Source organism: Caldicellulosiruptor naganoensis (assembly GCF_026914285.1).
Taxonomy (GTDB): Bacteria; Bacillota; Thermoanaerobacteria; order Caldicellulosiruptorales; family Caldicellulosiruptoraceae; genus Caldicellulosiruptor; species Caldicellulosiruptor naganoensis.
Genome location: NZ_CP113864.1, coordinates 1876783 through 1892322, shown reverse-complemented (window position 1 = coordinate 1892322; position 15540 = coordinate 1876783). Strand labels below are relative to the sequence as shown.

General features: G+C 36.9%; 13 protein-coding genes. 11 read left to right on the top strand and 2 right to left on the bottom strand.

What is annotated here, in order from left to right:
* The first annotated feature begins 4 nt into the window (after positions 1 to 4).
* The 11 genes from rpoC to OTJ99_RS09440 all read left to right on the top strand — a co-directional run bounded on the left by rpoC (position 5) and on the right by OTJ99_RS09440 (position 14041).
* Positions 5 to 3496, top strand: a complete 3492-nt coding sequence (gene rpoC / locus OTJ99_RS09490) for a DNA-directed RNA polymerase subunit beta' (protein WP_045165667.1) — start codon at positions 5 to 7, stop codon at positions 3494 to 3496.
* Between the two features lie 160 nt (positions 3497 to 3656).
* Positions 3657 to 3914 carry a L7Ae/L30e/S12e/Gadd45 family ribosomal protein gene (locus tag OTJ99_RS09485; protein WP_045165668.1) on the top strand — a complete coding sequence of 86 codons (258 nt, stop codon included), beginning with the start codon at positions 3657 to 3659 and terminating at the stop codon, positions 3912 to 3914.
* Between the two features lie 243 nt (positions 3915 to 4157).
* Complete coding sequence (locus tag OTJ99_RS09480; RefSeq protein ID WP_045165669.1) at positions 4158 to 5861, top strand: IS1634-like element ISCsa8 family transposase; 1704 nt, start codon at positions 4158 to 4160, stop codon at positions 5859 to 5861.
* A 169-nt stretch (positions 5862 to 6030) separates the two neighbouring features.
* Positions 6031 to 6468 carry a 30S ribosomal protein S12 gene (rpsL, locus tag OTJ99_RS09475; protein WP_045165670.1) on the top strand — a complete coding sequence of 146 codons (438 nt, stop codon included), beginning with the start codon at positions 6031 to 6033 and terminating at the stop codon, positions 6466 to 6468.
* A 76-nt stretch (positions 6469 to 6544) separates the two neighbouring features.
* Positions 6545 to 7018 (top strand): 30S ribosomal protein S7, encoded by a 474-nt coding sequence (gene rpsG / locus OTJ99_RS09470; protein WP_045165671.1) that lies wholly within the window; start codon positions 6545 to 6547, stop codon positions 7016 to 7018.
* Between the two features lie 32 nt (positions 7019 to 7050).
* The gene (gene fusA, locus OTJ99_RS09465; RefSeq protein WP_045165672.1) at positions 7051 to 9126 is read left to right on the top strand and encodes an elongation factor G; all 2076 of its coding nucleotides are present in this window, start codon (positions 7051 to 7053) and stop codon (positions 9124 to 9126) included.
* A gap of 89 nt (positions 9127 to 9215) precedes the next feature.
* Positions 9216 to 10418: an elongation factor Tu gene (gene tuf / locus OTJ99_RS09460; RefSeq protein ID WP_045165673.1), complete on the top strand. Its 1203-nt coding sequence runs from the start codon at positions 9216 to 9218 to the stop codon at positions 10416 to 10418.
* 105 nt (positions 10419 to 10523) lie between these two features.
* Positions 10524 to 12086, top strand: a complete 1563-nt coding sequence (gene hflX / locus OTJ99_RS09455; protein ID WP_045165674.1) for a GTPase HflX — start codon at positions 10524 to 10526, stop codon at positions 12084 to 12086.
* Between the two features lie 111 nt (positions 12087 to 12197).
* Positions 12198 to 12620, top strand: a complete 423-nt coding sequence (locus OTJ99_RS09450) for an NUDIX hydrolase (protein ID WP_045165675.1) — start codon at positions 12198 to 12200, stop codon at positions 12618 to 12620.
* 145 nt (positions 12621 to 12765) lie between these two features.
* A complete protein-coding gene (locus OTJ99_RS09445; protein ID WP_045165676.1) occupies positions 12766 to 13386 on the top strand; it encodes a YigZ family protein in 621 nt (206 codons plus the stop codon).
* 40 nt (positions 13387 to 13426) lie between these two features.
* On the top strand, positions 13427 to 14041 hold the full coding sequence (locus OTJ99_RS09440) for a hypothetical protein (protein ID WP_045165677.1): 615 nt from the start codon (positions 13427 to 13429) through the stop codon (positions 14039 to 14041).
* A gap of 69 nt (positions 14042 to 14110) precedes the next feature.
* Here the strand turns inward: OTJ99_RS09440 and OTJ99_RS09435 are convergent, their stop codons facing one another.
* Positions 14111 to 15070, bottom strand: a complete 960-nt coding sequence (locus OTJ99_RS09435) for an MATE family efflux transporter (protein ID WP_235374833.1) — start codon at positions 15068 to 15070, stop codon at positions 14111 to 14113.
* On the bottom strand, positions 15019 to 15498 hold the full coding sequence (locus tag OTJ99_RS09430) for an oligosaccharide flippase family protein (protein WP_235374786.1): 480 nt from the start codon (positions 15496 to 15498) through the stop codon (positions 15019 to 15021). Before OTJ99_RS09430 ends, OTJ99_RS09435 begins: the two co-directional genes overlap by 52 nt.
* Positions 15499 to 15540 lie beyond the last annotated feature (42 nt).

Here is a 15540-nt window from a genome sequence, read left to right as displayed (position 1 = left end):
TGGAATGGATTTGTTCAACTTTGATGCTATAAAGATTAGCCTTGCTTCTCCTGAAAAGATTAGAGAATGGTCACGAGGCGAGGTCAAAAAACCTGAGACCATCAATTATAGAACTTTGAAACCCGAAAAAGATGGTCTTTTCTGTGAGAAAATATTTGGTCCCACAAAAGACTGGGAATGTCATTGCGGAAAATACAAAAAGGTAAAATACAAAGGTGTTGTATGTGACAAATGTGGTGTTGAAGTGACAAAATCAAAGGTAAGACGTGAGAGAATGGGGCACATCGAACTTGCTGCCCCTGTCTCTCACATTTGGTATTTCAAAGGCGTACCAAGCAGAATGGGTCTTATACTTGACATGACACCAAGAAACTTAGAAAAAGTTTTGTACTTTGCAGCGTATGTTGTCATTGATCCGGGTGATGTACCAAACTTGGAGAAAAAGCAGATTCTTTCTGAAAAAGAATATAGAGAGCTCAAAGAGAAGTATGGTGACAGATTCAAAGCAGGAATGGGAGCAGAGGCTATAAAAGAGCTTTTAAAGGAGATAGATTTAGACAAGCTCTCTCAAGAACTAAGACAAGAGCTTGAGACAGCAACAGGACAAAAGAAACTCAAGATAATAAAGAGACTTGAGGTCGTTGAAGCATTTAGAAAATCAGGAAACAGACCAGAGTGGATGATATTAGATGTAATACCGGTAATTCCACCTGAACTTCGCCCAATGGTCCAGCTTGATGGTGGAAGGTTTGCAACATCTGACCTGAATGACCTCTACAGAAGGGTTATTAACAGAAACAATCGTCTTAAAAAATTGATGGATTTAGGTGCACCTGATATAATTATTAGAAACGAGAAGAGGATGCTTCAGGAAGCAGTTGATGCTCTGATTGACAATGGTCGACGCGGAAGACCTGTCACAGGTCCTGGGAACAGACCATTAAAATCTCTTTCTGATATGTTAAAAGGAAAACAAGGAAGGTTTAGACAAAACCTTTTAGGAAAACGTGTTGACTATTCAGGACGTTCTGTTATAGTTGTTGGACCTGAGCTCAAGATTTACCAGTGCGGTCTTCCAAAGGAGATGGCACTTGAACTTTTCAAGCCATTTGTGATGAAAAAACTTGTTGAAAAAGGAATATGTAACAACATCAAAAATGCGAAAAAAGCAGTAGAAAGACAAAGAAGTGAAGTATGGGATGTCTTAGAAGAGGTTATAAAAGACCATCCTGTTTTGCTCAACCGTGCTCCTACTTTGCACAGGCTTGGAATTCAGGCCTTTGAACCAGTGCTTGTTGAAGGAAGAGCTATAAGACTTCATCCACTTGTTTGTACAGCGTACAATGCTGACTTTGACGGAGACCAGATGGCGGTGCATGTTCCACTTTCTGCAGAGGCACAGGCTGAGGCAAGGTTTTTAATGCTTTCTGCGAACAATTTGCTAAAACCTGCTGACGGTAAACCTATTGTAGTTCCAACCCAGGACATGGTTTTGGGAATCTATTATCTGACGCTTGAGAAAAAAGGTGACAAAGGCGAGGGGATGATGTTCTCATCAGAAGATGAAGCACTGCTTGCATATGAACATAAAGTGGTTGGACTACATGCCAGAATTAAAGTAAAAAGGACGGTTGAAAAAGACGGTGAAGTTGTTTCAGGTATTGTCGAGACAACAGTAGGGAAAATTATACTAAATCAGATAATTCCGCAGAACTTGGGTTTTGTCGATAGAAGCAAGAAAGAAAACTGGATAAAATACGAGATAGACACTCTTGTTGACAAAAAGATGCTGGGAAAAATCATTGACAGGTGCATAAAAGTTTACGGGAATACTCGAACAGCAGAGATTTTAGATGAGATAAAAGAACTTGGATTTAGATTTTCAACAAGAGGAGCAATTACAATTTCTGTATCTGACATGGTAATTCCAGAGGTTAAGCAAAAACTCATAGCAGAGGCTGAACAAAAGGTCGAGAACATTGAAAAACTATACAGACATGGTTTGATTTCAGACGAGGAAAGATATGAGCAAGTAATTGCTATCTGGAATGAAACAAAAGACAAGATTACTGAAGAACTTATCAAAAACCTGGATGAGTTTAACCCAATATACATGATGGCAAATTCAGGTGCACGAGGTTCCAAAAATCAGATAAGCCAGCTTGCAGGTATGCGTGGTCTTATGGCAAACCCATCCGGAAAGACAATTGAGATGCCTATTAAATCTAATTTCAGAGAGGGTTTGAACGTTATAGAGTTCTTTATTTCTACACACGGTGCAAGAAAAGGATTGGCAGACACAGCACTGAGAACTGCAGACTCAGGTTACTTGACAAGAAGACTTGTTGATGTTGCACAGGATATAATTGTTCGTGAAGAGGATTGTGGCACAGATAAAGGTATTTGGGTAGAAGAGATTAAGGATGGCACAGAAGTTATTGAAACGCTTGAAGAAAGAATTATAGGAAGATATGCTGCAGCAGATATAATCCACCCACAAACTGGAGAGGTAATAGTCAAGAGAAATGAACTTATCACAGAAGAGATAGCACAGAAAATAATAGATGCTGATATAAAGAGCGTGTATGTCAGGTCAGTACTTGAGTGCAAGACAAGATATGGAGTTTGTGCAAAATGTTACGGACTTGACCTTGGCACAGGCCAGCCAGTAAACGTCGGAGAAGCAGTTGGTATAATTGCAGCACAGGCTATAGGTGAGCCAGGAACACAGCTTACAATGAGAACATTCCACACAGGTGGTATTGCAGGGCAAGACATTACCCAGGGTCTTCCAAGAGTTGAAGAACTGTTTGAAGCAAGAAAGCCCAAGGGAGTTGCGATAATTTCTGAGATAGAAGGATATGTTTCTATCAAAGAGGAGAAGAAGAAAACAATCACAATACGAAATGACAATGGAGAGGAGAGAACATACGAAGTACCATATGGTGCAAGATTAAAAGTAAATGATGGAGATTATGTCAAGGCTGGAGATGAGCTGACAGAAGGTTCTATAAATCCTCATGACCTTTTGAGAATAAAAGGACCGAGAGGAGTTCAGAGCTATCTTTTAGCAGAAGTTCAGAAAGTTTACAAGATGCAAGGTGTTGATATAAATGACAAGCATATAGAGATAATTATCAGACAGATGATGAAAAAGGTAAAGATTGAAGACCCAGGTGATACAGATCTTTTGCCCGGTGAGATTGTTGAGATTCACAGATTTGAGGATGAAAATGATAAAGCAATTGCAGCTGGCAAGCGTCCTGCTCTTGGAAGAAGAGTACTTCTGGGTATTACAAAAGCGGCACTTTCAACAGAGTCATTCTTGTCGGCTGCATCTTTCCAGGAGACAACAAGAGTTTTGACAGATGCAGCAATTAAGGGTAAGGTGGATCCACTCATTGGCCTTAAAGAAAATGTTATTATAGGTAAACTCATTCCCGCTGGAACTGGTATGGCAAAATACAGAAATATTGCGGTTGAAGAAAAAGCATAAAATAAAATTTAAAAAGGGGTATGCCTGAGAAAGCTCTTAAAGGCATACCCCTTGAAAAAACTTTAAAGGCTGCTTAGTTAAACTTTCTTGACATAAAATAATTTGAGTGTTATTATATTTGAGTGTAATTTTACACCTTCCATTGTGAAAAAGGGAGGAAATGAATTTGTCATCAGATTTAGAAGCCTTAAAAACTTCTCCTAAAACAGTAGGTGCGCGCCAAACTGCCCAAGCTATCCAGAAAGGGAAAGCGAAAGTAGTGTTTGTCGCAAAAGATAGCGACGAATGGGTAGTGAGGGATATTATAGAAATGTGCAAACAAAAAGGCATTAAACTTGTCTTTGTTGATTCTAAAAAAGAACTTGGTAAGATTTGTGGTATAAGTGTGGCAGCATCCTCTGCCGCAATAATTGAATAAGATTTTTAACAAGGAGGTGTACAGATGCCAACAATAAACCAGCTTCTTGACTTTGTCAGTTAGGAGGAGTTTTTGAGCTAACAAAAAATAACAAAGTCTTAATTTATGCGGGTTTTGAGAATAGAAAAATAAAAAATTTTAAAAATTGTAGTGGCAAATTATAGTCTGAAATATGCTATAAATACTTGACATTTTGAATATTTTGTGGTACAATTACTCAAAATACCTTTGAGGAGTTACCATATGTTTGTCAAAATAACTAATGCTGGCGGTTACCAGTATGTTAGATTAGTCGAAAACTATCGTGAAAATGGCAAGGTAAAACAAAGAGTGTTATTTAATTTTGGTAGACTTGATCTTCTCAAAAGTGATCCTGCTTTTAAAAACATTGTAAAAAAACTATCCGACATTGTTGAAAAAACAACTACTGGAAATACAAAAGCTGTTACTATTGAATCTGAAGAGGATGTATCGGATGCAGTTATAAAAAATTGGGGATACATTGTATTCAGAAAGTTATGGGAAGAACTTGAAATAGATAAGTTTTCAAAAGAGAAAGCAACAAAAGGGAGAAAGATAAAATTTGATGTAGACAAAGTAAGTTTTTTAATGACCATACAGAGATTGATAGAACCTATGAGCAAACTAAGAACTTATCATCAGAGAAATAAATATTTTGGATTTGAAGAGGATATAGATTTAAATCAGTTGTACAGGTGTTTAGATTTTCTTGACAGTATAAAAGAAGATTTAGAGACGTATCTGTATCAGAAAAATAGGGATTTATTTAAGATGGTAGTTGATGTAGTTTTTTATGACGTGACGACAATATACTTTGAGAGTTGTAGAGCCGATGAACTTAAAAATTTTGGTTTTAGCAAAGACAACAAGATAAATGAAGTACAGGTTGTGTTAGGGCTTTTGGTAGACAAAGAAGGCAGGCCGATAGGTTATGAACTTTTTCCTGGCAATACAATAGATAGCAAAACAATGGTAAAGATACTGAGGAAACTGAAAGAAAAATTTAGTATAGATAAGATAGTGATAGTAGCAGACAAAGGGCTCAACAGCAGATTAAATTTAAAGATGATAAAAGAAGCGGGATACGATTATATAGTAGCAAGCAGATTAAAGAATGCAAGTAAAGAAATTTTAGATGAAGTTTTTAATGAAGAAGGATATAAAAGACTTGATGGCAAAAGATGTTTGAATGCTGAAGAAATTTATGGAGATGAATTCAAATATAAGGTATTGGAAAGAACAAATGTTATCAAGGATGAAGAGTGTAAAGAGTTTAAAATAGAAGAGAGACTGATAATAACCTATTCAAGCAAGAGAGCTAAGAAAGACAAAGAAGACAGAGAGAGATTGGTATCAAAAGCCAAAGAGCTTTTAGAGAACAAAGGAAGTATAACAGCCTTAGAGAAAAAAGGTGCGAGGAAATATTTGAAGAAGAAATCAAAGTCAGAAGAATATGTATTGGATGAGGAAGCGATAAAACGAGATGAGAAGTTTGACGGTTACTATGCAATACAAACGAGCAAAAAGGATATGGATGTAGAAGAAGTTTTAGGAGCATATCACGATTTATGGAAGATAGAACAGTCTTTCAGAGTAATGAAAAGCTGTTTAGAAGTACGACCGATATATCACTTTACAGAAAGCAGAATAAAAGGACATTTTGTGATATGTTTTTTGGCATTTTTATTACAGAGGACATTGGAATATATTTTGAGGAAAAAAGGTAAAGGAATAAGTAGTGAAGGGATAATGGAAGCAATAGATTCAATGAATTTTATTGAAATAGAGATAAAAGGGAAGAAATATTTGATAAAGCAAAGGACAGAAGGAGGAGCTGGAGATATACTGAATGTGATGAAGATAAAGGGGCCAAAAAATTTCATCACATATGAGGAAGGCTTAGAATTTATTGGTATTAGCAAATGATGTAGTGACAAAATTGAGGTCCATATTTTGTCAATCCCAGTCCCCCCAAGCTTTTTGAGTTTCAAACTGACAAAGTCAAGAAAAAGAACTTGGTAAGATTTGTGGTATAAGTGTGGCAGCATCCTCTGCCGCAATAATTGAATAAGATTTTTAACAAGGAGGTGTACAGATGCCAACAATAAACCAGCTTGTAAGATATGGCCGAGAAAAGAAGGTTGATAAGTCAAAGGCACCAGCGCTTCAAAAAGGTTTTAATTCACTTAAAAAGAAATACTACGACATAAGCTGTCCACAGAGAAGAGGAGTTTGCACAGTTGTAAAGACTATCACTCCTAAAAAGCCAAACTCTGCTTTGAGAAAGGTAGCAAGAGTCAGACTTACAAATGGTATTGAAGTGACAGCGTACATTCCTGGTATTGGTCACAACTTGCAGGAACACTCTGTTGTATTGGTAAGAGGTGGAAGAGTCAAGGACTTACCAGGTGTTAGATACCATATTATAAGAGGTGCACTGGACTGTGCTGGTGTTGCTAACAGAAGACAAGGCCGTTCTAAATACGGTGCAAAAAGGCCAAAACAACAGGCAGCAGGCACTGCAAAGAAATAATACATCTGAGAAAGCAGCATAAGTTGTTGTAAGGCCTAAAGAGGCAGTTAGAGTTTTTAAAAAGGAGGGGTAGAGTTTGCCAAGAAGAGGACCAGTTAAGAAAAGGGAGATATTACCAGACCCAGTTTACAACGACAAAGTTGTGGCAAAACTCATAAACAAAGTAATGAAAGATGGGAAAAAATCTATTGCACAAAAGATAGTATATGGTGCATTTGATATAGTTAGAGAGAAGACGGGTAAGGATCCACTTGAAGTGTTAGAACAAGCACTTAATAATGTTATGCCGGTACTGGAAGTAAGGCCAAGAAGAGTTGGTGGTGCGACATATCAGATTCCAATTGAAGTTTCACCTGATAGAAGACTTTCGCTTGGTTTGAGATGGCTTGTTGAGTATGCAAGAGAGAGAAAAGACAAAAGAACAATGAAGGAAAAGCTTGCTGCAGAGATTATGGATGCTGCAAACAACACAGGTGGAGCAGTTAAGAAGAAAGAAGATACACATAGAATGGCAGAAGCGAATAGAGCCTTTGCACATTATAGATGGTAAAATTACTTTTTTGACAAGGAGGACAGAAGAAATTGCCTAGGCAGTTTCCACTTGAAAAAACAAGAAATATAGGTATTATGGCTCATATAGATGCGGGGAAAACAACAACAACAGAGAGAATTCTTTTCTACACTGGTAAAGTTCATAAAATGGGTGAAGTCCATGAAGGTACAGCTACCATGGACTGGATGGAGCAGGAACAGGAAAGAGGTATTACTATAACCTCGGCTGCTACAACTTGTGAGTGGCGAGGACATAGAATAAACATCATTGACACACCAGGGCATGTTGACTTCACAGTTGAAGTAGAAAGGTCTTTGCGCGTGCTGGATGGGGCTATTGCAATATTTTGTGCAAAAGGCGGCGTAGAACCTCAATCAGAGACTGTGTGGAGACAGGCAGATAAATACCGTGTTCCAAGGATTGCATATGTTAACAAGATGGATATAATGGGTGCTAATTTCTTCAATGTCATTGAGATGATGAAAGAAAGACTTGGTGCAAATCCTGTTGCAATCCAGGTTCCAATTGGTAAAGAGGACACATTTAAAGGTGTTGTTGACCTTCTTACAATGAAGGCTATTATATATGTAGATGATTTAGGAAAGGTTGCACAGGAAACAGAGATACCAGATGAGATAAAAGACATTGCTGAAGAGTACAGAATAAAACTTTTAGAAGCTGTAGCTGAAACAGACGAAGAGATTATGATAAAATATTTAGAAGGCGAAGAGATCACGGTTGACGAACTCAAAGCTGCGATAAGAAAAGCAACAATAAACCTGCAGATGACTCCTGTTTTATGTGGCTCATCATATAGAAATAAAGGTGTTCAGCCACTTTTGGATGCTGTTGTTGACTACTTGCCATCACCAGTGGACATTGCAGCTGTAAAAGGAATTTCACCTGAAACAGGTGAGGAGATTGAAAGAAGAACGAGTGAAGATGAGCCGTTCTGTGCATTGGCGTTTAAGATTATGTCTGACCCATACGTCGGTAAATTAACTTTCTTAAGAGTTTATTCTGGTGTACTTCATGCAGGTTCGTATGTGTATAACTCAACAAAGAACAAGAAAGAAAGAATTGGAAGACTTCTTCAGATGCATGCGAACCACAGAGAAGACATCGACACAATATATGCGGGTGACATCTGTGCAGCAATTGGTTTGTCTAATACAACAACTGGTGATACACTCTGTGATGAGAATCATCCAATCATATTAGAATCAATGGAATTTCCAGAGCCTGTTATTCAGGTTGCAATTGAGCCAAAGACAAAAGCTGACCAAGAAAAGATGAGTATTGCACTCCAGAGACTTGCAGAAGAAGACCCAACATTTAGAGTATCAACTAACCATGAGACTGGGCAGACTCTCATTGCAGGTATGGGTGAGCTACATTTAGAGATTATTGTTGACAGAATGAGAAGAGAATTCAAAGTAGATGTAAACGTTGGTAAGCCTCAGGTTGCATATAAGGAGACAATTAAAAAATCAGTTAAGGTGGAAGGTAAATACATCAGGCAATCTGGTGGTAGAGGTCAGTACGGCCATGTTTGGCTTGAACTTGAACCGCTTGAAAGAGGCAAAGGATACGAATTTGTTAACAAGATTGTCGGTGGTGTGATTCCAAAAGAATTCATACCAGCTGTTGACGCAGGTGTTCAGGAAGCTATGCAGTCTGGTGTTTTAGCAGGATATCCAGTTGTGGATGTAAGAGTTACTCTATTTGATGGTTCTTACCATGAAGTTGACTCAAGTGACATGGCATTCAGGATTGCAGCAGCTCAGGCTTTCAGAGAAGGTATGAAAAAAGCGGAACCGGTGCTTTTAGAGCCTATTATGAAGGTTGAGGTTGTTGTTCCAGAAGAGTATATGGGTGATGTAATGGGTGATATAAATGCAAGAAGAGGAAGAATTGAGGGTATGGAACTGAGAGGCAACGCCCAGGTTATCCGTGCATATGTACCACTTGCTGAGATGTTTGGATATGCGACAGACCTGAGGTCTAAAACACAGGGTCGTGGCACATATACGATGCAGTTTGACCACTATGAAGAAGTTCCAAAGAATATTGCTGATAAGATTCTTGAAATGAAGAATAAATAAATGGTAAAATAGTTTATAAGCATTGGTTGTAATCTTAAATTAACATAAATCAAAAAAATACTATTACCGTGAAGGAGGATAAAATTAGGATGGCAAAGGCAAAATTTGAAAGAACAAAACCACACGTAAACATAGGTACAATTGGACACGTTGACCATGGTAAGACAACATTGACAGCTGCAATTACAAAGGTTTTAGCTCTCAAAGGTAAGGCTCAATTCATGCCCTATGACCAGATTGACAAGGCTCCAGAGGAAAGAGAAAGAGGTATCACAATCAACACAGCACACGTTGAGTATGAAACAGATGCAAGACACTACGCACACGTTGACTGCCCAGGACACGCTGACTATGTAAAGAACATGATAACAGGTGCTGCTCAGATGGACGGTGCTATCTTGGTTGTATCTGCAGCAGATGGTCCAATGCCACAGACAAGAGAGCACATTTTGCTTGCAAGACAGGTTAACGTTCCATACATTGTTGTATTCCTCAACAAAGTAGACATGGTAGACGACCCAGAATTAATTGAACTTGTTGAGATGGAAGTTAGAGAACTTCTTTCAAAGTATGGTTATCCAGGTGATGAAGTACCAATTATAAAGGGTTCAGCTTTGAAAGCATTAGAGTCAACATCAGAAGATCCAAATGCGCCAGAGTATCAATGCATTATAGAACTCATGAATGCTGTTGATACGTACATCCCAACACCGCAGAGAGACATTGATAAACCATTCTTGATGCCAATTGAAGACGTGTTCTCAATTACAGGTAGAGGTACAGTTGTTACAGGTAGAGTTGAAAGAGGAACACTCAAGACAGGCGAAGAGGTTGAGATTGTTGGATTTGCTCCAGAACCAAGGAAAACTGTTGTAACAGGTATTGAGATGTTCAGAAAGGTGCTTGACGAGGCAGTTGCAGGTGACAACGTTGGATGTCTTCTCAGAGGTATTCAGAAGAATGAGGTTGAAAGAGGTCAGGTTCTTGCAAAGCCAGGCACAATCAAACCTCACACTAAATTCAAAGCACAGGTTTACGTATTGACAAAAGAAGAGGGTGGAAGACATACACCATTCTTCACAGGTTACAGACCGCAGTTCTACTTCAGAACAACAGACGTTACAGGTACAATTACATTGCCTGAAGGCGTTGAAATGTGCATGCCTGGCGACAATGTTGAGATGACAGTTGAGCTTATTTCTCCAATTGCTATTGAGTCAGGGCTCAGATTTGCTATCCGTGAGGGCGGAAGAACAGTTGGTGCAGGTTCTGTTACAACAATAATTGAGTAGTCAAAAAAAGCCCAAGCCTATGGGACAGACTATAAAGTCTCTTAGGTTTGGGCTTTTTTTTGACTGAAAAAAATCCTTTAAAAAGGGGGCTTGATTTCAGGGTTTATGGCGAGGATAAGAGAATACTACAGGGACCTTATTGAAAAGCTCAAACACTACAAAAGCGAGGAGTACATGATAGATGAATTTATCTACAATAGCTTAAAGGAGATTTCACAGAAGCTAAATAAAGAAGTTGCTATTGTAATAAATAGGAAGGGAAACGTTGAAGAGGTTGTAATTGGCGAGAAAGATAAGATAGAACTTGAAGATGCTTCTGAGGCTCAGAAAAAAGCAGCGATTATCCATACTCATCCGACAAGCCAGGCTACCCCCTCTATGAATGATTTGTCAACACTGATTTTGGAAAAATATGATTATATAATGACAATTTCGCTCAAAACAGAAGAGGCAACACTTGCTTTTTGGGGAAAGGAACTCAAAGATGTTGAAATAATAGGTCCTTTTAAGGTTGAATATTTCTATGAATTTGACATATCTCATAAGATTTCAGAAATTGACCAAAAACAAAAAGAAAGAGAAAAGCTTTATGACATTGCCAACGATAAAATTGAAGAGAAGGCGCTTTTGGTTGATGTGTGGCCTAAAAGCGATTCTGAAGGAGACAAACACCTATTTGATGAGCTTGAGAGCTTATGTTACACAGCAGGTGTAAAGGTAGTTGACAAGGTTGTTCAAGTAAGGAGGAATATAGACCCTGCATATTTTATAGGTAGGGGTAAAGTAGAGGAGATATTGCAAATTTGTCAGCAAAAAGACATTGATGTTGTAATCTTTAACAGAGAGCTGACTCCAGCCCAGATAAAAAATCTTGAAGAGGCACTCTTAAGAAAAGTAATTGACAGAACAGATGTAATACTTGACATATTTGCAAGAAGGGCGAAGACAAAAGAAGGAAAACTCCAGGTAGAGCTTGCACAGCTTTTGACACTGCTCCCGCGACTTCGTGGAATGGGAACAGTACTCTCAAGACTTGGTGGTGGAATTGGCACAAGAGGACCCGGTGAGACAAAGCTTGAACTTGACAGAAGGCATATTCAAAGACGTATTGAAGAGATTAAAAAGGAACTTGAAAAGGTAAAGAAAAGTAGAGAGGTACAGAGAAAAAGTAGAATAGAGAACAATGTTCCAGTTGTTTCTATTATAGGTTATACCAATGCTGGCAAGTCAACTTTGATGAACAGGATTTCAAAAGCAGACGTGCTTGTTGAAGATAAACTCTTTGCTACTCTCGACACTACCACAAGAAGAGTGTACCACAAAGGTAAAGAGTTTTTAATTACAGACACGGTTGGGTTTATACGAAATCTTCCACATCATTTAGTAGAAGCCTTTTCATCAACTCTTGAAGAAGTAAAATATTCAAATTTAATCTTAAATGTTGTAGATGTATCAGACCCATTCTACTTTGAACACATAAAAGTCTCAGAGGATTTACTAAAACAGCTTGGTGCTGACCACATTCCTCTTATCAGAGTGTATAACAAGATTGACAAAGTCAACTCTCTTGATCTCAATGTTTTTGACAAAGTTCCTACTGTTTTTATCTCAGCAAAAGACGGAACGGGGATTGATAAGCTGCTTGATATGATTGTTGAGAGGATATGAAGAAAAATTTTTCACATTCGAGAATGTAAAGTTGAATATAATGCATAAAGAGGGTATTATTTATTTAGGGGGAAATTTAAAATTCAAATAAAAAGAAAGGGGTTGTCCGCAGTGCTTATTAGAAACTGTGCTGGTGGGGTTGTATTCTACCAGGGGAAGATTTTTATTATGAAGAATGAAAAGGGTGAATGGGTTTTCCCAAAAGGTGTTATCAGAAATGGCGAGATTGCGCCCGAAGTGGCAGTGAGGCGCGTAAAAGAAGAAGTTGGTATTGATGCTTCAATTCTGTCAACAGCAGGTCAAACAAGTTATGAGTTCTATTCTGTGACACGTCAAAAACCTGTATGTAACAAGATAGTATGGTATATCATGGAGGCAAAATCCCCAGAGTTTTTGAAAGAAAATAAAGAAGAGAATGTATTTGATGCAGGGTATTTTGACATTGAAGAAGCTCTTCAGAAGATTACTTATAGTCAAGACAAGGCTTTAGCATCTTATGCGTATCAGCAATACAAGCAGCTTGTGAATATTTAAATTGATGTTTATAATATAATTGAAAAGTAAGGGCTGTCAGTTGAACAAAATATGACAGCCCTTTTACTTCTGCTTTAGTAAATTGGTTGGTTATCTTGAGTTTTTCCCATATAAAACTTTACACAAAAAGGAGAAGCAATGAAGAATGGGTTACAAGACTATAAAACAAAATACACGATCAGAGATTATAGAAAAAAAATCGAGGTTCATTGCATCGGTATTTAGAGTGGAAAATCAGCAAGAAGTAGATTTTTATTTAAATGAAGTTCGAAAAGAGTTTTATGATGCAACTCACAATGTATATGCTTATACATACGGCATTGAATATCCTATCCAGAAATATTCAGATGATGGAGAACCACAGGGGACAGCAGGTCTTCCTGTAATGGAGGTTATAAGAAAAAACGGACTTTCAAACGTTCTTTTGGTTGTTACCCGCTATTTTGGTGGAATACTTCTTGGAGCATCAGGACTTGTAAGGGCATATACTCAAGCTGCTGCAGTTTGTATTGAAAAGGCGGGAATTTTAGAGTATCACGAGTGTGAAAAGATAGCAATAACTTTGGAGTACCCTAACTTTGAAAAGGTCAAATGGTTAATTGAGAAAACTGAAGCCAAGATACTTGAAATAGAATATTCGCAAGTGATAGATATTCTTGTTTTAGTAAAGGCAGAATATGCTGAAGACCTTATTAAAAACATTTCTGATCTTACAGCGGGTAATTTTTTGGCTGAAAGAAAAGGTCTGTGCCTTGAGGCAATTTAAAAGTTTAAGAGAATTTTATAAACAAAAAGGGTGTGATTCTGTGAACAAAAAAGAAAGTATATACAAGAATGTTATCTTTAATCCTTTGAATTTTGTCAAAGATATTTCTCTTATAAATAATTTTCCTGTCGGAATAGTGGTTTATCTAATTTATTTGGTTTTATTTTCATTATATGTGTATATTCAGATTCGAAATAGGAATGAAATACTGCCACATGAGTCTGGGTTAATTTTTTTTGCAGAGAGAATAATAAACTACGATATCGAAAATCTAAGATTGGCAAGACTTGTGATAAACCTTTTTTCTGCTGAAATCTTGAGACTTTTTATTATAAGCATAGTTTTGTTTGGAATAGCCTCAATACTGACAAGGAAAAAAACAAATCTTTCCCAGATTGTAACAATTCTTACGGTCTCATATTTAATTCCCTGTTATGTATTTTTGGCAGGAATAATATTGTCATTTTTACCTTTAAGTTTCGTAATCTTTAAAGTAGCTGAAATAACATTTTTAATATCTTTATATGAAGCATTCTCAAAGGGTTTTGGTATATCAAAAGCAAAAGCATTTTTTGTTCTGTTTGTAGTTATCACAGCTCAAGCATTGCTTTATGTATATGTACCCTCAGTTTTTCTTACGCCGTTTTTTATATAGCAAAAAGACAAAAACACAAAGTGCATACCCTATTAGAAACAATGGTACAAATATTGCCATAGTTGTAATCTAGATATAGAAAATCACAAGTATAACAAACAAGCAAAAACAAGCAAGAAAAAGAAGAGAAACAACTGTATCTTTTTCAAGTGTAAATTTAAGTTTCAAATTTGAAATTTTTTCTATCATAACAATACAGGAAATTAGAGCAAACATATTGGTAATCCAGATATAGGGAAGTTCATTTTTGAAGATTAATATTGAAGGTATGTAAAGTAGAAGGCGGATGATTATCAATATGGTACTTTGAACAAAGTTAAAAACAACCTCTCCAAGTGCGTTTAATATACTTGAAAGTGTGACAGAAATATAATAAAAAACTATAGCGGGTGCAATATGTTTTAAATAGCTTCCTGCTAACTGGTTTTTGTAAAGAGAGGCACAGATCTCAACCGGGTAGAGTAGAAATATACATGTGGTGGGTAGAGAGACTATTAATGTTGTGAAAATAAAAGAGTTTATTCGTGAGTTTAAAGTTTTGTCATATCCTTTTATTTCGGACAAAGTTGGTATTATAATAATTGAGAGTGAATTTATTATCACAAGAGGTAGTAATGCAGCAGGAAAACTCATTCCATTTATGATCCCGTATACTGAAATAGCTTGAGAGTTTTCCATACCGATTAACTCAAAAAGTTTTGGTATAATCATGTTTTCAAGCGATTGAAATATCATTCCAATAACACCTATTGTTGCTAATGGAATAGAAGTTTTATATATCTTAGAAGGTATTTCGACAAGATCAGTTAAGTTGATCTTAAGAGTATTCTTTGAAAACCTAATCTTATATGCTGCTATGAGAAAACCACAGCTCGAAAATTCACCCAAAAGTATTCCAAGAAAGGTAAGAAAAAGTTTTGTTTCAAATGAAGCAGTTTTATCAAGATTTAAAAAAAGAGGACACATAATGGAAAGTCTCATAAGATTTTCAAAAACCTCCGCAAATGCAGGCGGAGAAGGATTTTGCATCCCATAAAAAAACCTTTGAAGATTGCTGATTGCGAAACAACCACTTTACAGATAACAAGTGGGTAGATGGTTTCTTGGAGAACAGGGGTGTTGAATACACCAGTGCAAAGTATAGGATTTAAAGATAAAAAAATGATTGCAACTACAACGCTCCACAAAAATATAATTTTACCCATAATGAAAATGGTTTTTACTTTTATTTTTGACAATTCAGAAGTTTCAGCTATGTACTTTGAAATTGCTGTCGAGATTCCGCCGCTTGAGATGTTATAAAATAGATAGTACAAGGTCATACCAAATGTATAAAGGCCCATGCCAATAGAGCCGATTTGTCTTGAGATAAACACTCTGTAGAAGAAAAATAGGCTGTATGTTAGAATATTGCATAGTGTGAGTATCAAAATTTGATTTACAATTTTTCTATTCATTTTTCCAGATTCTTTTACAGAAATGTTCTACTTATAATATGT

Bases quoted from the DNA above. Each gene is read 5' to 3' on its own strand.
- hflX (WP_045165674.1), top strand. From the start codon at position 10,524: ATGGCGAGGATAAGAGAATACTACAGGGACCTTATTGAAAAGCTCAAA.
- OTJ99_RS09485 (WP_045165668.1), top strand. From the start codon at position 3,657: ATGAATTTGTCATCAGATTTAGAAGCCTTAAAAACTTCTCCTAAAACA.
- tuf (WP_045165673.1), top strand. From the start codon at position 9,216: ATGGCAAAGGCAAAATTTGAAAGAACAAAACCACACGTAAACATAGGT.
- rpsL (WP_045165670.1), top strand. From the start codon at position 6,031: ATGCCAACAATAAACCAGCTTGTAAGATATGGCCGAGAAAAGAAGGTT.
- OTJ99_RS09430 (WP_235374786.1), bottom strand. From the start codon at position 15,498: ATGAATAGAAAAATTGTAAATCAAATTTTGATACTCACACTATGCAAT.
- OTJ99_RS09480 (WP_045165669.1), top strand. From the start codon at position 4,158: ATGTTTGTCAAAATAACTAATGCTGGCGGTTACCAGTATGTTAGATTA.
- rpoC (WP_045165667.1), top strand. From the start codon at position 5: ATGGATTTGTTCAACTTTGATGCTATAAAGATTAGCCTTGCTTCTCCT.
- OTJ99_RS09445 (WP_045165676.1), top strand. From the start codon at position 12,766: ATGGGTTACAAGACTATAAAACAAAATACACGATCAGAGATTATAGAA.
- OTJ99_RS09435 (WP_235374833.1), bottom strand. From the start codon at position 15,070: ATGCAAAATCCTTCTCCGCCTGCATTTGCGGAGGTTTTTGAAAATCTT.